The 24,687-nt window shown below is 51.7% G+C and carries 20 protein-coding genes and 2 pseudogenes; 10 read left to right on the top strand and 12 right to left on the bottom strand.

Features of this window, described 5'->3' with window-relative positions:
* Positions 1-90: 90 nt before the first annotated feature.
* Entirely contained in the window at positions 91-3,780 is a 3,690-nt protein-coding gene (locus tag HMPREF3164_RS01680) for a multifunctional oxoglutarate decarboxylase/oxoglutarate dehydrogenase thiamine pyrophosphate-binding subunit/dihydrolipoyllysine-residue succinyltransferase subunit (protein ID WP_210398356.1), read from the bottom strand.
* Positions 3,781-4,286: 506 nt separating this feature from the next.
* On the opposite strand from HMPREF3164_RS01680, the gene HMPREF3164_RS01675 reads away from it, so the two are divergent.
* From HMPREF3164_RS01675 to HMPREF3164_RS01655, 5 genes are all read left to right on the top strand, one after another.
* Positions 4,287-5,639, top strand: coding sequence for a hemolysin family protein (locus tag HMPREF3164_RS01675; RefSeq protein WP_070448602.1), 1,353 nt, complete (start codon positions 4,287-4,289; stop codon positions 5,637-5,639).
* Positions 5,636-6,730 (top strand): hemolysin family protein, encoded by a 1,095-nt coding sequence (locus HMPREF3164_RS01670; protein ID WP_070448565.1) that lies wholly within the window; start codon positions 5,636-5,638, stop codon positions 6,728-6,730. The genes HMPREF3164_RS01675 and HMPREF3164_RS01670 overlap by 4 nt, the downstream gene beginning before the upstream one ends.
* Positions 6,731-6,876: 146 nt before the next feature.
* Complete coding sequence (locus HMPREF3164_RS01665; protein WP_004004997.1) at positions 6,877-7,857, top strand: metal ABC transporter substrate-binding protein; 981 nt, start codon at positions 6,877-6,879, stop codon at positions 7,855-7,857.
* Positions 7,858-8,844, top strand: a complete 987-nt coding sequence (locus tag HMPREF3164_RS01660; RefSeq protein ID WP_070448564.1) for a metal ABC transporter ATP-binding protein — start codon at positions 7,858-7,860, stop codon at positions 8,842-8,844. It abuts the gene before it with no gap.
* Positions 8,841-9,791 carry a metal ABC transporter permease gene (locus HMPREF3164_RS01655; RefSeq protein ID WP_070448563.1) on the top strand — a complete coding sequence of 317 codons (951 nt, stop codon included), beginning with the start codon at positions 8,841-8,843 and terminating at the stop codon, positions 9,789-9,791. The genes HMPREF3164_RS01660 and HMPREF3164_RS01655 overlap by 4 nt, the downstream gene beginning before the upstream one ends.
* Positions 9,792-9,909: 118 nt before the next feature.
* Here the strand turns inward: HMPREF3164_RS01655 and HMPREF3164_RS01650 are convergent, their stop codons facing one another.
* Positions 9,910-10,374: a Fur family transcriptional regulator gene (locus tag HMPREF3164_RS01650; protein ID WP_037231042.1), complete on the bottom strand. Its 465-nt coding sequence runs from the start codon at positions 10,372-10,374 to the stop codon at positions 9,910-9,912.
* Between the two features lie 194 nt (positions 10,375-10,568).
* Between HMPREF3164_RS01650 and HMPREF3164_RS01645 the strand changes: the two genes are divergently transcribed.
* Positions 10,569-11,228 (top strand): MBL fold metallo-hydrolase, encoded by a 660-nt coding sequence (locus HMPREF3164_RS01645; RefSeq protein ID WP_070448562.1) that lies wholly within the window; start codon positions 10,569-10,571, stop codon positions 11,226-11,228.
* Positions 11,229-11,243: 15 nt separating this feature from the next.
* Positions 11,244-11,672 (top strand): HIT family protein, encoded by a 429-nt coding sequence (locus HMPREF3164_RS01640; protein ID WP_070448561.1) that lies wholly within the window; start codon positions 11,244-11,246, stop codon positions 11,670-11,672.
* Between the two features lie 228 nt (positions 11,673-11,900).
* Here HMPREF3164_RS01640 and budA read toward each other — a convergent pair whose 3' ends face one another.
* Positions 11,901-12,650 (bottom strand): acetolactate decarboxylase, encoded by a 750-nt coding sequence (budA, locus tag HMPREF3164_RS01635; RefSeq protein ID WP_004004988.1) that lies wholly within the window; start codon positions 12,648-12,650, stop codon positions 11,901-11,903.
* Positions 12,651-12,892: 242 nt separating this feature from the next.
* Between budA and HMPREF3164_RS01630 the strand changes: the two are divergent.
* Positions 12,893-13,196: pseudogene (locus tag HMPREF3164_RS01630) on the top strand (PH domain-containing protein).
* Positions 13,197-13,326: 130 nt separating this feature from the next.
* Here HMPREF3164_RS01630 and HMPREF3164_RS01625 read toward each other — a convergent pair.
* The 4 genes from HMPREF3164_RS01625 to glnA form a co-directional block, all read right to left on the bottom strand.
* Complete coding sequence (locus tag HMPREF3164_RS01625) at positions 13,327-13,809, bottom strand: GNAT family N-acetyltransferase (protein ID WP_238382282.1); 483 nt, start codon at positions 13,807-13,809, stop codon at positions 13,327-13,329.
* A 115-nt stretch (positions 13,810-13,924) separates the two neighbouring features.
* Positions 13,925-14,791 (bottom strand): GRP family sugar transporter, encoded by an 867-nt coding sequence (locus tag HMPREF3164_RS01620; RefSeq protein ID WP_070448560.1) that lies wholly within the window; start codon positions 14,789-14,791, stop codon positions 13,925-13,927.
* 222 nt (positions 14,792-15,013) lie between these two features.
* Positions 15,014-15,529, bottom strand: coding sequence for a nuclear transport factor 2 family protein (locus tag HMPREF3164_RS01615; RefSeq protein ID WP_048753772.1), 516 nt, complete (start codon positions 15,527-15,529; stop codon positions 15,014-15,016).
* Positions 15,530-16,142: 613 nt separating this feature from the next.
* Entirely contained in the window at positions 16,143-17,567 is a 1,425-nt protein-coding gene (gene glnA / locus HMPREF3164_RS01610; RefSeq protein ID WP_070448559.1) for a type I glutamate--ammonia ligase, read from the bottom strand.
* 190 nt (positions 17,568-17,757) lie between these two features.
* Here glnA and HMPREF3164_RS01605 point away from each other — a divergent pair, with 190 nt between their 5' ends.
* Positions 17,758-18,207 (top strand): RDD family protein, encoded by a 450-nt coding sequence (locus tag HMPREF3164_RS01605; protein ID WP_070448558.1) that lies wholly within the window; start codon positions 17,758-17,760, stop codon positions 18,205-18,207.
* 109 nt (positions 18,208-18,316) lie between these two features.
* On the opposite strand, the gene HMPREF3164_RS01600 is transcribed toward HMPREF3164_RS01605, so the two are convergent.
* The 3 genes and pseudogenes from HMPREF3164_RS01600 to lipB all read right to left on the bottom strand — a co-directional run.
* The gene (locus HMPREF3164_RS01600; protein ID WP_048753778.1) at positions 18,317-19,036 is read right to left on the bottom strand and encodes a DUF4191 domain-containing protein; all 720 of its coding nucleotides are present in this window, start codon (positions 19,034-19,036) and stop codon (positions 18,317-18,319) included.
* A 256-nt stretch (positions 19,037-19,292) separates the two neighbouring features.
* Positions 19,293-20,300, bottom strand: a complete 1,008-nt coding sequence (gene lipA, locus HMPREF3164_RS01595; protein ID WP_070448557.1) for a lipoyl synthase — start codon at positions 20,298-20,300, stop codon at positions 19,293-19,295.
* A gap of 208 nt (positions 20,301-20,508) precedes the next feature.
* Positions 20,509-21,216: pseudogene (gene lipB / locus HMPREF3164_RS01590) on the bottom strand (lipoyl(octanoyl) transferase LipB); the annotation flags it as partial.
* A gap of 326 nt (positions 21,217-21,542) precedes the next feature.
* Between lipB and HMPREF3164_RS01585 the strand changes: the two are divergent.
* Positions 21,543-22,859: a serine/threonine-protein kinase gene (locus HMPREF3164_RS01585; protein ID WP_246822554.1), complete on the top strand. Its 1,317-nt coding sequence runs from the start codon at positions 21,543-21,545 to the stop codon at positions 22,857-22,859.
* Positions 22,860-23,003: 144 nt separating this feature from the next.
* Here the strand turns inward: HMPREF3164_RS01585 and HMPREF3164_RS01580 are convergent, their stop codons facing one another.
* A complete protein-coding gene (locus HMPREF3164_RS01580) occupies positions 23,004-23,351 on the bottom strand; it encodes a hypothetical protein (protein WP_048753784.1) in 348 nt (115 codons plus the stop codon).
* A 146-nt stretch (positions 23,352-23,497) separates the two neighbouring features.
* On the bottom strand, positions 23,498-24,687 hold a 1,190-nt coding region (gene sucB / locus HMPREF3164_RS01575), incomplete at its 5' end, for a 2-oxoglutarate dehydrogenase, E2 component, dihydrolipoamide succinyltransferase (RefSeq protein WP_246822553.1).

The following is a 24,687-nucleotide window of genomic DNA, read 5'->3' as shown; positions in this document are numbered from 1 at the left end:
AGCCCCATCACTACAGTCTTCCACAATCGCACGAGTTATAAAACTCGCTGTGAAGCTACGGTTGTGATGGGGCTTTACCCCACAAAGGATTTAGCCTTCGAAGACCTGCTTCATCAGTGCCTCAGCTTCAGCGGCATGGCGTTTACCCGTACCTGCTGCGGGAGATGCCGACGCAGGGCGGGAAACCAAACGCATCCGGTAGTCAATAAGTGGCAGCAGGTTCAAAGCCATAAACGGCCACTGACCCTGGTTAGCGGGCTCATCCTGTGCCCATACAATATCGGTGGCGTTCGAGTACAAATCCAGCTGCGCCTTGATCTCTGCCTCGGGCAGGGGGTAAAGCTGCTCAACGGAGACGATAGCGGTTTTCGTATCACCGCGCTTTGCACGCTCAGCCTCAAGATCGTAGTAGAGACGACCAGAGACAAAGACTACACGCTCAACTTGAGCCGGAGTAACACCGGAACGATCGCCAATAACGGGCTGGAACGACCCCTCCGTGAAGTCCTCAATTGAGGATGAGGCAGCCTTCAAACGCAAGAGCTGTTTAGGGCTAATAACCACAAGCGGCTTATACGGGCGGTGCTGTGCGTGACGACGCAACAGGTGGAAATACGATGCCGGGGTAGAAGGCACAGCAACCGTCATATTGTTTTCAGCGCACAACTGCAGGTACCGCTCTATACGTGCTGATGAGTGGTCCGGGCCCTGCCCCTCATAACCGTGGGGGAGCAGAAGAACCAGCGAAGAACGCTGACCCCACTTCTGTTCAGACGATGACACGAACTCGTCGATAATCGTCTGGGCACCGTTAGCAAAGTCACCGAACTGGGCCTCCCACACCACCATCGAATCGGGACGTTCAACCGAGTATCCATACTCGAAGCCTATGACACCGTACTCAGACAGGAGTGAATTGTAGATACGTAGCTTGCCCTGATGATCCGAGAGATGCTGCAGCGGTGACCATTCGTCATCGGTGAGATGATCATGCAGCACCGCGTGACGCTGCACGAAGGTACCGCGTTGAACGTCTTGGCCGCTCATACGCACATCGGTGCCTTCCATGAGCAGAGAACCAAAGGCCAGAAGCTCGCCCATGCCCCAATTGACCTTGCCGTTTGTGCCCATCTCAACACGCTGTTCACACAGTTTCTTGAGCTTCTTGTGAACCGTGAAACCCTCGGGAACTTCACCGAATGCTTTTGCGATGTGCTCGAAGGTATCGCGAGAGATCGCGGTGTTACCGCCATGAACAATTTCGGTGCTCTGCTGAGAAGCAGGCAGCTCAAGCCCAGCAACATTGGGGGTCTCGGGAGCGGGTACGGCCGCTTGGGTCTCACTGAAGATCGCATCCAGCTTCGAGTGGTATGCACTCAATGCCTCATCCGCTTCTTCCTGGGTGATATCGCCGCGACCCACCAGAGCCTCTGCATACTTGGTGCGGGTCGAAGGCATATTATCGATCACCTGGTACATCTTCGGCTGAGTCATCGACGGGTCATCAGCCTCGTTGTGGCCACGGCGACGGTAGCAGAGTAAATCAATTACGGCATCGCGGCCGAAGCGCTCGCGGTACTCGAATGCGAGACGACCTGCCCGAACTACAGCCTCGGGGTCATCGGCGTTTACGTGGAAGACAGGCGCCTTGGTCATCCGAGCAATATCGGTTGCGTTGGTGGCGGTACGGCCATCCTTCGGAGATGTTGTGAAGCCGATCTGGTTATTCACCACGATGTGTACGGTACCGCCGGTAGTGTAGCCACGCAGATTAGCCATCTGCAAGGTTTCCATGACGATACCCTGTGCGGCAAACGCGGCGTCACCATGAATCAAGATGGGCAGAATGGGATGACCTTCGATACCCTGGTCGTTAAGAACATCCTGCTTGGCGCGCACGATGCCTTCCAGAACGGTGTTAACAGCCTCCAAATGTGAAGGATTAGCAGCCAAATACACCTGAGTTTGCTTGCCTGAGGTAGAGGTGAACGTGCCCTCGGTGCCAAGGTGGTATTTCACATCGCCAGAACCACCTTCATATGGTGCCGCAGTACCGCTGAACTCACGGAAAATCTGGGCGTAAGACTTACCTGCGATGTTGGTCAGAACATTGAGGCGGCCACGATGCGCCATACCGATGGCGACCCCGTGCATATTATTATCTGCCGCTTTGTTGATGATCGCATCCAGCAGGGGGATGAGCGACTCTCCGCCTTCGAGTGAGAAACGCTTCTGACCCAGGTATTTGGTCTGCAGGAAGGTCTCAAAGGCCTCGGCCTCAACAAGCTTCTCCAGAACATGCATCAGACGTTCGCGGCTAGGCTTGCTGTAGCCATGCTCCAGCTTCTCTTGGAACCATTCACGGGCTTTACGGTCTTCCATGTACATGTACTCGACCGCGAGAGTACCCGCATATGCCTCACGTAGACGCGCCAGAATAGTACGCAAAGGAAGCTGTTCTTTGTCGCCAAACCCTCCCGTAGGCCATACTCGATCCAGATCCCACAGAGTCAGACCGTAGCTTTCTACGTTCAAATCGGGGTTTGAATGTAGCTGGTAGCCCACTGGGTTGGTGCGGGCGATAAGGTGACCGTGCACGCGGTACGCGTGGATAAGCTGTTGAATGCGGGCGACCTTAGAAACCTCAGTATCAGGATTAACCTGATTATCCTGGCTCCATCGAACAGGTTCGAAGGGAATTTGAATAGCCTGGAAGATTTCGTCATAGAATCCTTCGGCGCCTAAGAGGTAGCTCTCTACTATCTTAAGGAATTCGCCGGAACCAGCACCTTGAATAACGCGGTGGTCATAGGTGCTCGTAAGGGTAATAATCTTGGAAATAGCGTGCTGGGCTGCCATCGTCTCCGCCACGCCGCGGAACTCAGCAGGGTATTCAAGAGCACCCACACCGATAATTGCGGCCTGCCCTTTCGAAAGACGAGGAACAGAGTGTACGGTACCGATACCGCCAGGGTTCGTGAGAGTAACCGTAGTTCCCTGGAAATCTTCCAGCCCAAGCTGACCTGCACGACCACGTTTGACGATATCGTCGTAGGCCTGCCAGAACTCCAAGAAGCTCAAGGTCTGTGCACCCTTGATATTCGGAACCACGAGGTTGCGGGAGCCATCAGGGCGGGGCAGATCGATAGCCAGACCGAAGTTCACGTTCGCATTGTGAATAGCAATCGGTTTGCCTTTTTCATCATGACCGTAGGTGACGTTCATTGAAGGCATGGCAGCGAGCGCACGAATAACGGCGTACCCAATGATGTGCGTGAAAGAAATCTTGCCGCCGCGGGTTCGAGCCAAATAAGCGTTGATGGCAGAACGGTTTTCAATCAGCAGTTTAGCTGGTACCGCGCGCACCGTCGTAGCGGTTGGAACAGTGAGCGAGTCTTCCATGTTGGCGGCAACAGCTTTAGCCGGTCCGCGTAAGGGCACAATTTTATCTTCTACAGGTTCCACGTTTTCTGCCTTTGATGAGGTTTTAGGAGCGGGTGATGCTGCCGACTTTGTTGGTGCGGCAGGCTGAGGTGCCGGGGTAGTAATAGATGCTGCAGCGGCTGGAGCAGAAGGTATCGCCTCGGCTTTTTGGGTAGCTGTTACCGGGGCGGAGGCCGTCGGAGTTCCTTGAAGGGCCTTATCAATGGACTGAAAAATGGGCCACCACGAAGGATCCACGAGATTTTTGTCTTGCTGATAACGTTCATATTGTTCTTCGACGAACCATTCGTTACCGGCAAATTCCTCAGGTACCAGGTGATCTGGCAGATTTGGCACTGTAAACGCCTCTTCCTTGACTGTGAATTTATCCGTCGCGTCCGGAGAAATCCGGCACAGACGACCCGCATCTTCGAGGGGCGAATCATCACGCTGAGTATAAGTTGGCTTTGTGTGTGCCTCTTCAAGTCTCGCACACATTGCGGACTGCAAGAGCTGCAGCGCACCAAATACTCTATAACCTAGTTTAGTGAGAACTCACCCGAACTTTCCAGCTGAACCCGGCGGATACGGTGAGTTGTTCTTCACGGGAACACGCTTGTAGGAAGGCAAAACATGCCTTGAGGGTGGGTAAGTTCTGCGAGATATTGTGCTCATGGGAGCTTATGCATCTCTGTTTTACATTGATATCTAAAGGAAAGCGTAGCGACCACTGCAAAATTGCCTTAAACATTCGCTAGAATATGGGCTATGGATGACCCCTTCAGTTACCCCAATACAGACTGTCGAATATTACACTTTTATGACGCTCGTCGTCCTGATGATGTTGGGTGCGCGGTGAACGCATGAACTTTATACTTCTTGCTCTCGGCATCGCACTCATTCTAGGAACCGGTTTCTTCGTAGCTGTCGAATTCTCACTTGTGGCGCTTGAGACCGCGACCGTGTATCAAGAACGGGAAAAAGGTGATACTCGCGCTAACGCCGTTCTTCAATGCTTACGTACTCTCTCAACACAGCTTTCAAGTTGCCAAATTGGCATTACGATCACGACTCTGCTCACGGGGTACACACTCGACGCTTCCATTAATGCGTTAACCGCTGGATTTATCTCTTCGTGGGGTCTTCCTAGGGCTGTAACTTCCACCCTGACCCTTGTGCTTGCTATGGGAATTGCCACCCTGCTATCGATGCTCCTCGGTGAACTGGTGCCTAAAGGCCTTGCGATCGCTGAACCCTACCGGGTGGCGCGGCAAGTCGCGCCTGCGCAGCTTATATTTACGCGCATCATGAAACCTGTGGTCGTCGTGATGAACGGGTCTGCCAATAGAATTCTTCGTCTCTTCGGCATGGAGGCTCAGGAGGAACTTTCTGCTGCCCGCAGTCCCGAAGAGCTTTCGGCAATGGTGCGTCGCTCTGCGGAGCAGGGAACCTTGGATTCAGATACGGCTCGATTTGTGGATCGCACGCTTAGTTTTGCTGAACTTACCGCTTCCGAGGTGATGACTCCGCGAGGGTGGGTTACGATGCTCGAAGATACGGCGCCCGTAACAGAGGTTATAGAGCAGGCCCGTGCGACCGGGCATTCGCGTTTTCCTCTCTATCGTGGAGATCATGACAATATTGTGGGCGTTATCCATGTGAAGAAAGCTGTCGGGGTTCCAACCGATGTGCGTGAAACCCTGGAAGCCGGTGCATTGGCTGATGACGTGCTGCAGGTTCCTGAAACGCTGCACGTGGATGCGCTTCTTACTCAGCTGCGTGAAGGAGCATTACAACTTGCCGTCGTTCTCGACGAATACGGCGGAACATCGGGAATTGTGACTCTTGAAGACCTTGTTGAAGAAATTGTGGGTGAGGTATCCGATGAGCACGATCAAGGGCGAACGGAACGGCCTCTACGTTTTGGTAACGGCGACTGGGTGTTCTCAGGCTTGCGTCGCCCGAATGAGGTTAACGAATTTATTCCCGGTGTCATCGCCGAGCATCCTTCCTACGAAACCGTGGGCGGTTTTATGATGGAGCAGCTGGGGCGCATACCTGAACAGGGTGACCAGGTACCGATCCCTGGCGGTATTCTGCGCGTAGACTATATTGAAGGACGCCGGGTAGACCGCATCCGCTTTATTCCCGACAGCATCGGGGAAGGACTCGTATCGCAGCCAGCGGTTTTGCAGAATCGGCAGGTGCGCTCATGAATGACTGGATAGCTATAGCACTCCTCGTTATTTTGCTTATCGGCAATGCATTTTTTGTCGCAGGTGAATTTGCCATCATGTCTACCCGCCGAGCCCAAATAGAGCCCCTGGCGGATGGGGGAAATAAACGCGCAAAAGTGGTGCTCTATGCACTGGAACGCGTCTCTCTGATGTTGGCTACCTGCCAGTTGGGTATTACGATTTGTTCTCTGCTGATTCTGAACGTTTCCGAACCTGCTCTGCACCATCTGCTGGGGTCACCTTTAGAGTTACTTGGTCTTCCGCACACCACGGTCGATATTCTTGCCTTCGTCGTTACCCTTATCGTGGTGACGTATCTGCACGTTATTTTTGGTGAAATGGTGCCGAAAAATGCTGCGGTTACTCTAGCAGCCCGCGGTATTGCCCTGTGGATTGTTCCTACGTTGGTACAGGTTTCGCATGTTTTTGCTCCCATCGTGGCGTTTCTTAACGGTATGTCAAACATGCTTTTACGCTGGATGCGGGTGGATATTAAAGACGAGGTAGCTTCTACCTTTACCCTAGGCGAGCTGCAGTCTATCGTTGCCCAATCCACGGCAGAAGGCACAGTCGAGGATGACGCTGGCGTTATCGGCGGCGCTCTCGAATTTAGCGGGAAGCATGTTTCTGAGATTATGGTAAGTCGGGACAACGTGCATACACTGCCCTTTGGATGTACTCCGGCAGAGGTAGAACACGCCGTAGCACGCACCGGATATTCTCGTTTTCCCGTCCACGATGAAGCCGGAATCTATATGGGGTACCTGCACCTCAAGGATGCCCTAGACGTAGCCCCTGAACGCACAGACCAGCCCTTTCCCTGGTATAAACTGCGGTCTTTGACCGTTCTAACACCGACGACCGAAATTGACGATGCGCTCGCTACCATGCAGCAGAATCGCTCGCATCTGGCGCAGGTCGTAGACACTTCGGGCACATTATTAGGTGTGGTCTTTATGGAAGATGTGATCGAAGAACTTGTGGGCGAAATTCGTGATACGACACAAGACTCGAAGCGGCGTAAAGCCGGCACATCGCACTCTGAAGGGATAAGCCAAGATGAACAATAAAGAGTTGTTTATACGGTATATGGCGTGTTTTAGTGGTAATGCATCAGCAAACCCGGCGCGTCGTAATTGAAAATCGTTTTCACCTTGCGTAGCCTGGTAAAACTCGCTCGGAAAATATTCGCGCCGCAGTCGAAAGAGGAAATAACATGAAAAAACTCATGAGCACCATAACGGTATTGGCTGGAGTATCTCTCATGGTGAGTGGCTGCTCAACCGCTAACTCGGGTTCCAACGGGTCATCAGGCAACGACGGCGGGAAAGTAAAAGTTGTTGCAACCACTGACGTTTATGCCGATATTGTCAAGCAGGTGGGAGGGGACAACGTAGACGTTACCCCTATTATTGCGTCAACTAGCACTGACCCTCACTCCTATGAAGCAACCGCAGCAGACCGTGTTAAAACGAAGGACGCAGGTCTTGTTGTCGTCAATGGAGGCGGCTACGACCAGTTCCTTGAAGATATGGCAGGTAAAGACAATAGCTCACAGAAGGTTGTCAATGCCGTCAAGCTGAGTGGGAAACTAACTGACAGCGAATATGATCATCTCGCCGAAGACCACAAGGACGGTCATCATGATCATGAAGACGGTGAAGAACATAAACACGCCCACGAGTTTAACGAGCACCTTTGGTACGACTTCGACACCATGAAGAAAGTTGCCACCGAAGTAGCAGAAGACTTGGCACAGCTGGATTCCGCACATGCAGACTCTTACCGCGAAAATGCTAAGAAACTCGGTACAGAACTTGATTCTCTGGACTCCTCTGCAAAGAAGATCAACGGTAAAGGCAAGAAATACATTTCAACTGAGCCCGTGCCCGATTACCTGATCGCCTCCACGGGAGCCGAGAACGCAACCCCTGAGGAATTTGCGGAATCTATCGAAGCTGAGAAAGACGTTCCGGCACTTGTGCTTAAGGAAACCCAAGATTTGGTGACTGAGAAGCAGGTTTCCCTTGTGGCATACAACGAGCAAACCGAAACTTCACAGACCAAGGAAGTGCTTCAAACGGCTAAAGACGCGGGGGTTGCCCATGTTTCCTTTACCGAAACTCTCCCCGAAAATACCGATTACCTGTCGTGGATGAAGACTAACGTTTCAAATCTCGAAAAGGCACTTTCCTAAGTGAAAAATACGACACCATTAGGCACCCCCGCGATAGAAATACGCGGGGGTAGCCTCGCTTTTGGAACCCGTAACCTTTGGAATGACCTCAACCTGTCCATTGCTCAAGGAGAATATTTCGCGGTCCTTGGGCCGAACGGTTCCGGAAAATCTACATTCCTCAAAGTAGCCCTCGGACTCACCGTGATGAATACCGGCACAATCTCTGTTTTGAGTAAACCAGCTCGCGCCGGAAACCCCGGCGTAGGCTACATTCCCCAGCAAAAAGCAATCGACCCATCAACCCCGATGCGTGCCCGCGACCTCGTTGGGTTGGGCATCGACGGGCACCGCTGGGGAGTCCGGTTGGGCGGCAGAAAGTATCGTGCAAAAGTCAATGAACTCTTAGAGGCCGTCGGCGCTTTAGAATACGCCAATGTTCCGGTTGGTTTGCTTTCAGGGGGCGAACAGCAGCGACTGCGCATAGCCCAAGCTCTCGCGAATAACCCCCAAATGCTGCTTGCTGATGAAGCTCTTCTCTCTCTCGACCTGAACCATCAATACGCGGTTGCTGATCTGATTCATCGGTTTAACCGCGATCAGGGTGGCTCTGTTATCTTCGTAACTCACGAGATTAACCCCATCATTGAGCATGTTGATCGCGTCTTATATCTCGCCAACGGGCGATTTACCGTAGGAACTGTACCCGAGGTCATGAACAGCGAAACCCTGAGCGATCTTTATGGAACCCCCATCAACGTGCTGAAATCCAACGGGCGCTACGTTGTGGTAGGGGAGACCCATGCCAGCGACCATTGCCATGTGGTAGGTGGGGAGCAGAACCTTCATGGTGCGCATCAGGACCTTCGAGAAATTGCAGTCGAGAGGGATCATGATGCATCCTCGGGCAAACCGGTCAAAACCGCGAGCGCGGCGGGTGCCTTAGAAGATTCTTCTAATACTACGAAATATCACGCCGAGCACAAGGGCGGAGGAACACCCCAATGATTCTTTCCACAGTAATCTCTCCGGTGCTTGCGGCAAGCCAACAACAGAACGATTTACTCTCGCGGATTTTCGTTTTCGACCGATACAGCGAACTAGTTCAGCTGTTGCAGAACTCTATTCTTGCGGGTGCAGTCCTCGGTATTATCGGCGGTTTCGTCGGCATGTTTGTTATGATGCGCGATCATGCCTTCGCCGTGCACGGTGTATCTGAAATGTCGTTTGCAGGTGCCGCGCTGGCACTTCTGCTGGGGTACGATGTCATTACCGGGTCAATGATAGGGTCCATTATCTCCGCCTTGCTGATCGGCATGATGGGCGTGAAGAAAAGCGAATCAAACTCGGTCATTGGTGCCCTCATGCCCTTTGGCTTGGGTTTAGGCATTCTCTTTCTCTCGCTCTACCAGGGCAGGAGCGCCAATAAATTCTCGCTTTTAACCGGTCAGATTGTTTCGGTTGACGGCGATCAGCTGAACGCCATGATCGCTGGAGCCATCGTAATTATCGCAATCCTGACTCTGATCTGGCGGCCACTGAGCTTCGCTTCACTCGATCCCGAAGTGGCGCAAGCAAAGGGCGTTCCTATGCGTACCCTATCCCTGGTCTTTATGGTGGTTCTGGGTATCGCTGTAGCGCTTTCGGTTCAGGTCGTTGGCTCCCTGTTGGTGCTGGCCCTCTTGATTACTCCGTCTGCCGCGGCGCTTCAGGTGACTGCATCCCCGCTTAAAGCGCTTATTCTCTCGGTGATTTTTGCGGAACTAGCTATTGTGGGCGGTATTTTGCTTGCGCTTGCCGGTTCGCTACCGATTAGCCCTTATGTCACCAGTGTCTCCTTCGTAATTTATATTATCTGCCGCATTATTGGCGGAATTAGGAGGCGGCACAGTGCATCAGGTCGCATCGCCCGTCAGACACAAGGGGATGCACATCATCACCCTGCGAGCGTCTAGTAGCGGCTCTTTCTAGAGAATCTTAAAGTCTGTTGCCCACAACTCAACCAAGAGTTGTGGGCAACAGACTTTAAGAGTAGCGCATACTCTGCGGGATGAACCAGGATTCAGGTCTTATTTACTGGCGCCCCGTCAACCGATTTTCTTCATCACGGAGTTCCAGAGTGCATTCAGGGCAGTAGCCGGTAACTTCAACTACATGCTCCAATTCCGAGAACCCGTATTTTTTCCCCATATCAAGGGCCCAATCCTCAATAGCGGGTGCCTCAAGCTCCACGGCCTTACCGCAACGGCGGCACAGAAGATGATGATGGTGTGTATCGCCCTGACAATGACGGTAAAGCGACTCGCCTTCGACACCCTTCACGACATCCAGTTCTCCCGAATTAGCGAGAGACTGGAGCACACGGTAGGTCGTCGCCAAAGACACCTGCTCTTTACGGTTAGCTAGGGTGAGGTGCAAATCCTGCGCCGAAATAAAATCGCCCAGTTCGGCCATCGTGGCCTTGATAATGCGGCGCTGCTTGGTGTTGCGCGCCTCTGCCTGTTTCACGATCTTGCGGACGGGAATATGAGTATCCAAAACATAACCTTCCGGGTGGGGCACACCCAAGTAGTATGCGGGTTTGTGAGCCTTTTCTAATGACTCTACACTAAAATTTTGCATATCAAGTGCGAGTTATTAATTCTCTCACGTGGTGAAAATTCTAGATTACCCTGTAGTTAGCTATGGTACAGCACTAGAGCAGGCTCGAATCTGGCGAGTAGACTGGAACCATGGAACTGACAAAATATACCCATTCAAGTGTGCGGATAGAGCACGACGGTCATGTACTAGTGTTTGACCCCGGAAATTTCGCGCCTGAGGGCGAACATGCTCAGCTGCTTGATGGCGCGGACTACCTCTTGATCACACACGAGCACCCCGATCATTTTGATGCCGATCGTGTGCTGCCTTTGATCGCCGAAAAGCCACAGTTACGTATTTGGGCGCCGCGAGCTGTCGCAGAGAAAATTCTTGATACCGCGCCAAACGCCCACGTCACTGTTGTATCGGCAGATAGCGAATTTTCGGTGCCCGGTTTTGATGTACAGACCTTTGGCGGTCAGCACGCGCTGATTCACCCTTTGATCCCTACGATCGCCAATATTGGATACCTCATTAACGGTGTTGTGTACCACCCCGGTGATTCCCTCGTGGTGCCACATGGTGTGAAAGCTCCTCATGTGTTGGTGCCGGTACACGCGCCCTGGAGCAAGGTTCAAGAAGTTATCGATTTTGTGATCGCGGTGGGAGCACGGCATGCGTACCCCATTCACAATGGCATGATTAATGAGAATGGTACGGGAATTATCGAGGGTTTGATTACTACCTTTAGCAACAAGTACGGTACCGAATATTCGCATCTAAACCCCGGTGACACGGTCAAGCTCTAGATTTTGGAGGATAGAGTGAGCAGTATTTTTACCAAGATTATTGACGGCGAGATTCCGGGCCGTTTTGTCTGGAAGGATGAGAAATGCGTGGCGTTTATGGATATTCAGCCGGCATCGCACGGGCATCTGCTTGTGGTTCCGCGTGAAGAGATTGACCGTTGGCCCGAGCTTCCGATGGCGCTTGCAGCACATCTTTTCGCAGTAGCGCATAAGATTTCCGGCGCTCTAGATCGAGCTTTCGATAAAGACCGGGTGGCGCTTATGATTGCCGGGTTCGATGTGCCACACACGCATATTCATCTGTTCCCAGCGGATAGTATGGCGGAATATGACCCGGCGAATGCGCTCGCTAACGTGACTGCCGAGGAACTGGATGCTGACGCGGAGGCGGTGCGTACCGCCCTGCGCGACCTCGGACACGGTGAATTTGTGCCGGAGGCTTAGGAGAGCCTGATCCTCTTAATATTCCGTTTCACCACAGACATGAAAAAGTGCCTTTATTCAGATAAAGGCACTTTTTCATGTCTGTGGTGAGCATGATGTACAGCTTGCCCCTCAGCGGTACGCTTTGAAACGGTGCAGCGCTTGCTCTGTTTCTGCTGTGAAGCAGGCAAAAGCCTCCGCATACTCGCAAGAAAAGTATTCGGGGGCTCGCCCTCGCCGTAGGTAGGTTTAGTGTTTTTCCGCCTTTGAGATCTGATCTGCCAAATCTTCGGGGGAGAGGTTGGCGGAAGAGAACTCGGGGGTCAGCGGCAGATGCAGCTGTAAACCGGTACCGGGGCAGATTTCTACGTTTGCTGACTTTAATTTGAAATCGACTACATGTCCGCCATGAGTACGGTCATCGTCAATAAAGTGGGCGTGGCACCCCGGAACGGAAATGCCCTGCTCATAGATGGGGGTACGGAAACCCACAATCGTGCCCGTCAGATTATCGAACTGAACGATATCCTCATTCTCGGTTGCATCCACCATTTTCGGGTAGGGCTTTTCCTGCTTGACTACGGTACGAGTACGAACCCACTCAAACTCGCCATAAATCTTGATAGCGTACATGTAGTTCTTTGACACCGTAAAATTATCGAGAACCTGTGAGGTGGAGGTGCGCAGCATGTTTTGCGGAAGCTCACGACGGATCATGGGTACGAAGTTTGTGACCACTGCATATGGGGTTCGATCAGTAAGCTGGGGGATAGAAACCGAGCCGTCATGGCGCACCTGGTAACAATCGCCGTCGAGCACCACCATCTCCCCATCAAGGCCGTTAAAAGTTCCTACCCCAAAGTTACCGTGGCTCAATAGTTCACCAATTGTCATTTCGCCATCGTACACGCCGTCGAGTAGCTGCGACATAAGACCTGTCTGGAAGACCTCGTTGCGGAATACGGTTTCTCCATTGAGCTGAGTCGGCTGATATGCCATCGTTTTGCCTTCTTTCCTGTCCGTGCGCGCTATCAAAAGCCAACAGGCGCGTCCTTCTCTTCCATATTCTACGCTTGCTTCTGGATGCTCACGACATAGATTGAACTCCGGCGAGAACGCTACGGTATGGTACTGATAAACTTACTCATGTCATAGGAGATATTTTGGAATCATCATTACACTCTATTGCTGCTTGGACTTTCATAGGCGAGTGCTCCATTCCGCAAGATGCTCTTGACCTGATGGTGCCAGGGGAAGAACCAATTATTGAGTATAAGACTTTTCGAGACGCAGCAATTTTTACGACGAAGCGTTTAATCGTGCGTGACTCTCAGGGGTTATCGGGGAAGAAAGTAGAAATGTATTCTCTGCCCCCATAGCTCTATTAACATGTGGTCATCCGAGAACGCTCGGGGTTTATTTGACACCAATGCTGAACTTGAATTGTGGACCCGAGCAGGCCACATCAAGATTAAAGTTGGGCGAGGCACCGATATTCGTAAACTTGATCGGCTTATCGGTGCGTGCGTTCTAGGGACGCAGTAGAAAGCTTGATGGAGCCTACCGCTCGATCTCTAGTACCATGTCGAGATGCTCAATCCCGGCTTCTTGATAAAGGGGCACCACGAACCTTAAACCCTGCAGCCTCATAGTAAGAATTATGCAGGTAAGGGGGTTAGCGCTGTAGATCGAGCACCATCTCGACATGCTCGATTCCAGACTCCATGTAGTGCTCACCGCGCTCAACAAACCCCTCAGGACTGTAGTAGGTATCTTTCAGATATGCTTGAGCGGCGATCACGATTTCTTTTGCGTCCGTGTTATTCCGGATCCATTCCAAGGCTGCGTGTAAAAGCTTGCGTCCCAGGCCGGTACCGCGTGCATCTGGGTGAACTGCCACACGACCGAATGTCCATGCGCCCGGAATGTAGCGGTGGCGTGCATCCTGAACCTTCTCAAGATCGAATAGACGCAGATACGCGAGCACTTTTCCCGAATCGTCCTCATTCACCATATGGATGCATTCGAAATCAGCGTCATCAGGCTCCTGATCAGTTGATTGCTGACCCACTGTGAACACCAGTGAACGAATAATATGAATCTGCTGCAACTCGTGAGCGGTCAGCTCGTCAAAATGCTTGGCGATGAATTTGGACACGGGCTCTCCTGCGTTGGTCATATCGGTGAAAAGACAGTTCTCATTATTCTAACGTGATGTGTGCGAATCACACGAAATCTAGAGAATATACGGTGAAAATGTGCGGCGTGTACAGCTAAAGCGTACCAATAAGAACGCCGCCAATAACTACGAGGGCGAGTCCTCCTAACACATACAGCAGCTCCAGCCTCGTTTTCTTCTCGCCCAGTAGCAAGATACTGCCCAGAGTGGAGATAATAACGTTCATCTGTGAGATTGTAAACCCGCTGGCAACACCGTTGCGATGCGGCTCAATAGACACTAGGTAGGCTAACGCAGCACCCGAGAAAATCACGCCACAGATAATGTTCTGTAAAGACTTCTTATCCCAAGGGCGGGTACCGTCACGGGTCAGCATAGACATCGTGATAGCTGCTACCACCATACCCACTGATTGGGGCAGGAATTTATACCACCCGTCTACACTCACATAGTTGGGAAAGAATGAATATCCAACATATCCGATGGTAGAAATTAAGAGTGTGATAATACCGGCCCGCATATTCCCGCCAGACTGTGGGTCAGGATTCTCTTGCTTCGTGGTCATCCAAATACCGATGATAATGAGCATCAGAGCCACTGCACCGATAATCTTAGCCTGAACGGTACCCCAGTCACCGAACGCCACCACGCCCATCAGCGAAGTACCTACCAGCTGCATACCAGTCGATAAAGGCATGGTTTGAGAAACACCGATCTGGGTAAATGCGCGATATTGGTTCATCTGCCCGAACGCCCAGCTTGCCCCTGAGAGGAAGCACAGAAAAAATGCCCAAGCGTCAAGGCGAATCGGGAAGAAAAGCAGGGAAGTGGCAATACCCACGAGGAGCACGCCCATCGTGGTACCCATAATTTGCTGAGTCGGTTTACCACCGATTTTAGATACGCACAGCGGCAGAATGCCCCAGAATAGCGCGGGGATAAGACCGATAAGTATATTCATGGAAATTATTTCCTTAGGCATTATGAGAACACAGAATATACAGCTGTTCTGCGGAAAGAATAGTACATTATCATTTTAGAAACGTCTATAACGCTGTAAGTTCACTTCAGCTTATCTTGTTTTTATAAAATTCGAGTCAGGCAGGTAGACATCCTGTTTGAGATCTTAAAACAGAAGATGCCCCCTTGTATGAGGGCATCTTTAGAATAGTTCGGTTGAGTTTCATGACCATAGGGAGGCGACAGTCTTCGTAAAGTGCGTACCATCGGGGTGTATCTGCGATACAAGTTGGAGATTCCAGGTTCCATCGCTCCCATTAATATTTGCGGTCGTGCGCGTGCGTGCTACGAGCTGAGCTCCATTGTCACTTCGTTCCACGTGAGCAGATACTACCTCAATATTGCTGTAGGACATAGTTTTGTCGGCAACCGACTGTACCCACTCATCGCGAGTCTGGATCTGGCCTGTGATGTGGGTGAGTGTAGCATCCTCAGTGAGAGTGGAACGGAGAGACTCGGCGTCAGCATCCATCATCGCCATAAACATACGCTCTTGTGTGCGAATAGGCTGCTCATCGGAACCTGTATAGGGCTCGCCTGGTGCAGAGGGTAATAGCTGGTCATTCTTATATAGTGCTTCATCGGACGACAGCGAGCTGGAAGCGCAACCTACGAAAGTTGCAACTGCTGTAAGACCAGCTGATAGACATACAGTACGGCGTGATAGTACATGCGACACGTCAAACTCCTTTAGAACGTGGAGGCAGTAATCCCCTAAGAACTTACTTGCGGCTTCATCATACGTGAAGGTTAAGCCTTAATTCCAGATTTGTAAGTATTCCACATTATGGCCACTGAGGGAATCAAGTACCTTGTGGAGCTGTTCTTTCTGAGCGGGGAAATTTGCGAATAGGTCTATCTTCTCAGTGTTTACTAGTTAAGGAAGGCTACTATGCTAGGCAATGCCGCAGTGTATTGTCAATATGAAAGCACAACCGGAATATACAAATTCTGGAAAGGTTAGTATGTGTATGCTCGCCATGAGCATAATCTATGATGAAGCAAAGGCAGATAAAAATTATAATAATATCTAAAAATTATTATAAAGCTAATAAATGTGCTTGTCAGAGGTCATATTCTTAAACTCTCAGGACCTGTCATTATGAGTTTTTGATATGCACATATATCGGACATTAGGTTCCGTTACGCTAGAAAAAAGAGAGCTCTTTTGCTCTATTTATATCTTAGGGTCAGAGATACAGACCTAGCTTCTATGACAAAGATATTAACGAGAATGCTCCATACCCTCATTATATGAGAACATGGAGCATTCTAACTTCTGCAACTAACGGTTAGACACCGTAGTACAGCTGGTATTCCAGTGGATGCGGAATCAATGAGAGCGGTTCAAGCTCATTGGTGCGCTTGTAATCGATCCACGCCTGAATAAGATCCTCGGTGAATACGCCGCCTTCGAGCAGGAAGTCGTGGTCTGCCTCAAGCGCGGCCAGCGCCTCCTCAAGGTTAGCGGGAGCCTTCTTGATATCCTTGGCCTCTTCGACGGGCAGCTCGTACAGGTCCTTATCGATCGGTGCGGGCGGCTCAATACGGTTGCGAATACCATCCAAACCGGCCATAAGCTGAGCCGAGAACGCGAAATAGGGGTTACATGAGGGGTCAGGGGCACGGAACTCCAGGCGCTTAGCTTTCGGGTTGGCGCCAGTAATCGGAATGCGAATACCGGCAGAGCGGTTACCCTGCGAGTACACCATATTCACGGGGGCCTCGTAGCCAGGCACAAGGCGCTTGTAAGAGTTAACGGTCGGGTTGGTAAACGCCAACACAGCGGAGGAATGCTCAATCAGACCGCCGATGTACCAGCGAGCGATATCGGAGAGGTTTGCGTATCCGCGTTCATCGTAAAAGAGTGGCTCGCCGTCTAACCACAGTGACTGGTGGCAATGCATCCCCGAACCGTTATCGCCGAAGACAGGTTTCGGCATGAAAGTCACAGACTTGCCCCACTCATCGGCGGTGTTCTTGATAACGTACTTAAACTTCAGCAGGTCGTCGGCGGCATTGGTGAGGGTGGAGAACTTGTAGTTGATCTCTGCCTGTCCAGGGGAACCGACCTCGTGATGGCTGCGCTCAACTTCGAGCCCAACCTGATCCATCGCTACGCACATAGCATCACGCAGATCGGCTTGCTTATCGACAGGGGAGACCGGGAAATAACCGCCCTTGATAGGGGTCTTATTACCAAGATTGCCGCCTTCTTCCTTGCGGCCGGTGTTCCAATATGCTTCATCGGAATCGATTTTATAGAACACAGAATTGGGCTCTACCTGGTAACGGACATCCTCAAAGACGAAAAACTCGGCTTCAGAAGCAAAGAACGCGGTATCGGCAACACCTGTGGACTGCAAGTACGCTTCGGCGCGTTCGGCTACGCCGCGAGGGTCACGATGGTAAGGCTCACCAGTGCGGGGATTCACAATAGAGCAGATAATAACAAGGGTTTTTTCAAGACGGAAAGGATCAATATACGCCGACTTAACATCGGGAATAAGCTGCATATCAGACTCGGCAATGCCCTGGAAACCACGAATAGACGAGCCATCAAAAAGCTGACCGTTGACGAAGAAATCCTCGTCGATCGCCTTTGCCGGAAGGTTGAAGTGCTGCTGCACCCCGGGCATATCGGTGAATCGAATGTCGACGAAGACAATTTCGTCGCTCTTAATAAAATCGAGAACTTCTTGGGGACTGGTAAACATACGGACTGCTCCTCGTGGTGTTTTGTCCTTGGTGTCTGGTGTGGCGCCCAGTTTATGAGTTGTGCACCACTATCTAGCATAGGGGGTATTTTTTGCTCTGTCGTGTCTATTATGTTTCGGTAGTGTTACAAAGTTGCAGATGTGGTAGGGTGGCGTACGTTTAGGAAAAAGATACAGGATAATAGAAACCATGATTGAACGTGACGATCTTGGGTCGTGGCTCAATGGCGCGCCCAGCGACCAAAAATACCCCGGAGAGATCATGGGGCGACCAGAGACAGGACCTGGCGCTATAGCCCGTCCGATGCGTCGCCTCCTAGGTTTCATCATAGATTGGTATCTATGCTTGGGTCTTGCGTTTCTGCTAGTCGGAGGCCAAAATGTACAAATACATGGTCTAACGACACTAGGAATTTTTCTGCTGTACCTGATCGTACTCGTGGGATTTATGGGGCACACTCTGGGGCATTTTCTGGTTGGAGTCCAAGTGCAAACTCTAGATGGCAGGCCCGCTGGTTGGAAGCGAGCCCTTATCCGAGCTGTGCTGACCATGCTGGTGTTGCCCACCGTAATTTTGGATGCGAATTCACGCGGTCTTCACGATCGCGCGGCAGGAACTATACTTGTGCGCATCCGCTAGATGCGAACTGTATTGCCGGAGAGCTTATATTGTTTTCCGGGTATTAGACAGAAAAGCTGAGCCCCGACCTCACCATGATATCGGGGCTCAACCATAGGATGTACCGTTTCTAACGCCCACGCATTGCGCGACGATCGGGGCGCACACGGTTCGGGTCTATACCCTTTGGAATGCTGTTCATGGGGTTACGCACATGGTTGAGGGTACTAAGACGATTAGAAACTCCCTGAACTTCTTGCTGAGTCAGGGCTTTAGGCAGCTTGTTCATAGTCTTGACGACATCTTTTAACTCAACCTGATTTTCGTCGTGACCGGTCTCAATCACGTGTACGGGAACGCCGGGAACTACGCGGTTAAGATGTTTCTTCTCATTTTTCACAAGGTTCTGCACACGAGATGAAGGCCCCTCGGTTACCAGCACAATCCCTGGCTTACCAAGACCACGAAAAACAAGATCCTGATTGCGGTTCGCAGCTACAGGCTGCTCTTCCACAATCCAGCCGCGGCGCACAGAGTTCATGGCGGCACCCGCACGCCCGGGTTGTCCTTCGATCTGTGTGAACGCTGCTTTTTGTGCGCGACGACCCAGAATAATCATGGCGGCAAGAACGCCAACCGCAAGACCAAGAATAATAAAAGTGATGATGTTGTTGAGTAACGCGCCGATCAGGACGAAAACAAGTAGGGTAACGACCACTGCAAGAAGCAGAATCCACCCGATATTCGGGTCAGATTTTTTGGTCATCTGGTAGACCTGCTTCATCTGGGCAAACGTACCCGGAGATTTATCTTTCTTCTGCTTTTTCTTCTCTTCGCGCTTTTCTGCCACGGTGCTTCCTCTGGACAACGGGTAGGAAAATGCAGTATAAGACTGCAGTATTTATTCTATCTTAGATTGTTCTTGACCTGGATGCCCGTGCATTACTTCTAAGGAAAAACTCACCTAACAGCCAAACCCGGCAAATGTGTCTAAAGTTTGACCCTCGTTGGGGTAAACAAAGTTCCCCGATTCGTAACCCTCAGGAGAGGACGAACCGGGGAATTTTCTAAATCTATGTCTTTGCGGACTGAACTATTCTACTATTCTAGAAACCCGCTGCGACGAGGGAAGAAGCCTCTTGCAAAGCCGCACCGCCATCTTCGATATGCGCAAGGTTTTCTGGAATCTCATAGCCGTTCTTCTTCATCGCGCGTGCCCACAGACGACCGGCACGATATGAGGACCGAACCATCGGACCAGCCATAACGCCAGCAAAACCGATGGATTCTGCCATAGCTGAGAACTCCAGGAATTCGGCGGGCTTCACCCAACGCTCAATGGGATGGAAAAGGGGACCGGGGCGCAGATACTGAGTCAGGGTGATAATATCGCATCCGGCGTCGTACAGATCGCAGAGCGCCTCGTAAATCTCATCGTTAGTTTCACCCATACCCAGAATCAGGTTGGACTTCGTGACCATGCCAGCCTCTTTACCCTGGGTGATCACATCGAGTGATCGCTCATAACGGAATGCCGGGCGGATCTGCTTAAAGATACGCGGCACAGTCTCTAAGTTGTGCGCAAAAACCTCTGGACGTGCATCAATGACTTTCTGCACATGCTCTGGCTTACCCTTGAAATCAGGGATCAGCATCTCAACACCGGTATTGGGGCACATCTTGTGAATCTGACGTGTAGTCTCTGCGTAGAGCCAGGCACCGCCGTCTTCAAGATCGTCACGTGCCACACCGGTCACCGTGGCATAACGCAAACCCATAACCTTAACATTTTTAGCGACTTTGAAGGGCTCAGCGTAATCAACTGCAGCAGGTTTACCAGTCGCAATATTGCAGAAATCGCAGCGGCGAGTGCATTCGGAACCGCCAATAAGGTAGGTTGCCTCGCGGTCTTCCCAACACTCGTAGATATTAGGACAGCCAGCTTCCTCACACACTGTATGAAGCCCCTGGCCCCGGGCCAGTTCCTTCATTTCATTGTATTCAGGCCCCACAACGGCTTTGGTCTTAATCCAGTGAGGCTTCTTCTCGATGGGAACCTCAGCATTGCGAGCCTCGACGCGCAGCAGCTTGCGGCCTTCAAGCTTAATGCTCATGTGTGTTGCTCCTTCTAACTGGATGCGCCCTCGGTTTAAAACGGGCTGAAACCTATTTTACGCCCGCATCGTGCAGGCGAAAAACACTGTGGCGTGGATTATGGTTTATTTGTCTTTAAGTCTTGTTTACGCACACAAATCTCTATTCGGATTACCCGCCGAATATCGATAAGCGGCACTGACAAGGTGAAATACTTGAGCCTTGTGGCTACGCAGCCGTCTCGTGTGCCACCTTGTGCTCCTGCGGAACAAAGGGTTCAAAAGGCATCGCCAAACGATCCTGATATTTGATGAGCTCACGCTCAAGGGGCCCTAGAATATCTGCCGGGGTTACTGTACGACCGAGCTGCTCTGAGATTGTTGTGACACCAGCATCCGTAATACCGCAGGGAATGAACTGCATGAACGGCGCGGTCTCATTGCAGCAGTTAATGGCGAACCCGTGCATTGTGGTTTGCTTTGAAACGCGAATCCCAATAGCGGCGATTTTCTTATCCGGTGTAATACCATCGCCCAGAATCCATACGCCACTGCGCCCTTCCACTCGTTCGCCTTTGATGCCAAGCTGAGCGAGCACATTCATAATAATTTCTTCTAGGAGGCGCACATACGCTACCACGTCAAGAGGTTCAGGAAGTTTCAGAATGGGATACCCGGTCAGTTGGCCGGGACCATGCCACGTAAGTTTTCCGCCGCGGTCAATTTTCACGACTGGAGTTGAACGGTCTGTGGGGTACTCATGATCTTCAGTGCGCTTGCCAGCCGTAATCACGGGCTCATGTTCGAGCAGAAGAATAGTGTTTTGCCGAGCGCGTGCCGCTACCTCTGCATGAAGGCGAGATTGCATATCAAGGCTCTCAACATAATTCACATAGTCAGGGGCAAACCCCACACGTTCAAGTATTACGGACATAGCTTCTACTTTAGTACCGGAACGACCACGATAAAAATTAGGGCTTCCTGATTACACGTGCTCTGGGACGCAGCATCGCTCTAGGAAAACAACTCGTACTTTGTGTGACAGATTATGACGTCATAAACAAGGCAGAAGGCGAGCAGAAACGCGTTATACAGCATGAAAATCGCTAAAAACCTTGTTCCTGTGGATAACTTTCACGGTGCTTTTCTAAAATCCGGTACATCTAGAGTATGAACACCGATAGCATCACATACCTTGAAAATCTTCACGAAGAACCAAACCTGAGTATTTGGACAGTTAAGATACATGCAAATAGAGATTCATTGGTTAAGAATCGTATTCTTCCCAAACAATTAGCCCCGGGGCTTTACACCCTTGCGATAAGTCATGATTCTCAGCAAATACCGTCGCAACAGATCAAAACACTTTGCGGTTTACCACCCTTACCCGGTGTTGCCACTGTACTAGCCGTAACGCGGGACGAAAGGCAGTCGTCTGGCACAGAGACAGGAACTTATTATTGGTACGAACCGGTTGAGGCAGGATCACTCGAATCTCTCGTGCAGGCACGTGGAACTTTACCGCTCGCCGAGGTTGCGACCTTGGCACACCACATAGGATGGGGTCTCAAGAGCTTACACGCGGCGCATATCTATCCTGAGCATCTAGAGCCTCAGCACGTGATGGTAACCGTTGCTGGACTCCCCGAGTTTCTTTGTCTGCCCAGTTCTGTCAAAGCGAGTAAACGCCAGCCGGATGAACATGAACATGTCGGAGTTCATGATTTTGTGGCTCTTCTGTGGTATGCGCTCACCGGAGAGTCGCCTCGGCAGACTCATCAACGCATTCCGCTGCCGCTCCTTGCCGATGTGCCGCAGACATTGGGAACCGAGCTTGAGCGTCTGCTTGATGATCCTAAGGCCACTGTACAGGAGGTTCTTGACGCATTCAGCGCATTCCAAACGCAGCCTCTCAACGCTTATACCAGCGCGCCTGAGTCAGTACGGTCTAAACTCCCTGTTGCTTCGCGAGAACCGAATACCGTTAAAAGCGCTAAGACCCTGCCCAAGGTTAGACATCAGAACGCTCAAAAACTTATAGGGAAGAGTACTTTCAAAGTTGGGCATAGCCGTGGGCGTTCAAAGGTTCGTAATTTTACGACCCGCAAACTTATGATTCTGGGGGTTGGGAGTCTCATAATCTTAGGAGCTGGAGCAATAGCCGGGGCAATCTGGGTTCCGGAAGCTATGCATCATCATGAGTCTCACACTACTCAGTCTACCGTTGTGAGTACTCCGCAGGATGAGCAGGCTATTCTCACTCAGGTTATAGAGAAGCGCAATCAGTCGTTGAGCGCCCAGGGGGCGGCGACGCTGAAACTGCGCTCATTGACCCGTATTCTGCACAGAGACTCTGACTCTTTAGGAATAACCGCAGAAGTAGAGTCGCCCGGATACGCCCCAACGGATGCGGAGCAGAAAGAATCCGGTGTTCACCTTGTGGACGGTGTGCCGGTGCAGACAGTTATCTTTGAGCTGCATTGCGACGAAGGGGTATGGCGTATTGTCACGGCAACACCAGTCACGGATGAAACACCCAATGAGCCCGATGCGCAGCCTACGGTCGTCCATGAGCCGTGAATAAAAATAACCACCAGGGGAGAGCTGCATATAGATGAGGCAGCTGCGAGTTCAAGCGTGCAGCTCTTAAAAACATATCCCCGGTAGGTCTATAAAAACTACCGGGAACATGGGCAAGAGCATTGTGCCGAAGTGAAGAGCTGTTTAGTGCCAGATGGTGGCAACGGCAACATTAATGACGGCAAGACCGCCCACTGCATGCGCTAATCCTGTTGAAATCGGTTCTCCCGCCTTGTACTTGCGTTGACCGATGAATGCGGCAGCAGCAATGCTCAATGCAATAAGAATTTTGACCGCAATCTTAATGTGGTTAGGACTGCCGGTAACCTCAGCAATTCCTACCAGGAGTAAGCCCGTTACGAGCATCAGAAGCGATGCGTGAAACTGCCCGGGCAGAACTTTAGGTGTGCGAAAATGAGCAATCCAGAGCCCAATAATAATCGCGGCACCTATGATGTGCAAAAACACAAGAACGTTGTTGAGAAGAAACATAGCTAATATTCTGACACTCTGTCACTATAATGTCTACTTTAACAAACTCGGCATAACGACGAAGAATAAAAAATAAAAAAGGGGTGCGTTGGCTTATATGCCAACACACCCCTTGAAACACGATGCTACATCATGCCAGGACCCCTTTAGAGACCGAGCTCAGCCTCAAAGTTTGCCTCTTCCAGGCGAGTCTTGAGGGTGTACAGGAAGCGACCTGCATCCGCACCATCGACCACGCGGTGATCGTAGGTGAGGGACAGGTAGCACATGGAGCGGATAGCGATAACGTCGTTACCGTCAACATCCTTAACAACCATGGGGCGCTTCACGATGGAACCGGTACCGAGGATTGCAACGTTCGGCTGGTTGATGATCGGGGTGTCGAACAGTGCACCGAAGGAACCAATGTTGGTGATGGTGAAGGTCGAACCCGACAGCTCCTCGGGGGAGATGTCGCCGGTACGTGCGCGGCCACCCAGGTCGCCAATAGCCTTTGCCAGGCCAGCAATGCCCAGGTCAGAAGCGTTCTTGATGACGGGAACCAGCAGACCCTTGGGGGTGTCCACAGCAATAGCGATGTTCTCGGAGCCGTGGTAAGTGATCTGCTTGTAGTCCTCGGTCATGGAAGCGTTCAGAGCGGGGTGCTGCTGCAGAGCCTCAGCGGTTGCCTGGACGAAGAAGGGCAGGAAGGTCAGCTTAGCGCCCTCACGAGCAGCGAAGCCGTCCTTAGCCTTTGCACGCAGCTGAACGATGCGGGTCACGTCAACCTCGGTGACCTGGGTTAGCTGGGTGGAGATGTCCAGGGACTCACGCATGCGCTTTGCAATAACCTGGCGGATACGTGCGGTCTTCTCGACGGTGCCACGCTTGGGGGAAACCTCGAAGGTGTGCGGTGCCTTTGCGGAACCAGCAGCCGGAGCAGCAGCGGGTGCAGCAGCGGCGGGAGCAGCGGAACCCTTAGCAGCGATAGCAGCCTGAACATCCTGCTTGCGGATGCGGCCACCAACACCGGTGCCCTTGACGGTGGACAGGTCGATGCCGTTGTCCTTAGCGAGCTTACGGACCAGCGGGGTCACGTATGCTTCGCCCTCAGCAGCTGCCGGAGCGGCAGGAGCAGCGGGAGCGGCAGGAGCTGCAGGTGCAGCCGGAGCAGCAGCAACCGGAGCGGGAGCTGCGGGAGCCTCAGCAACCGGAGCGGGAGCAGCCGGAGCAGCAGCAGCAGCGGAAGCGTCGCCGATGATAGCCAGAACCTGGCCAACCTCTGCGTCCTCATCCTCGGGGATGCGGATCTCGAGCAGGGTACCTGCTACGGGGGAGGGAACCTCGGTGTCAACCT

It is taken from the genome of Rothia sp. HMSC08A08 (genome assembly GCF_001808385.1).
Taxonomy (GTDB): domain Bacteria; phylum Actinomycetota; class Actinomycetes; order Actinomycetales; family Micrococcaceae; genus Rothia; species Rothia dentocariosa.
Note: the sequence above shows the minus strand (reverse complement) of the source record. Positions and strands in the feature narration are given on the sequence as shown.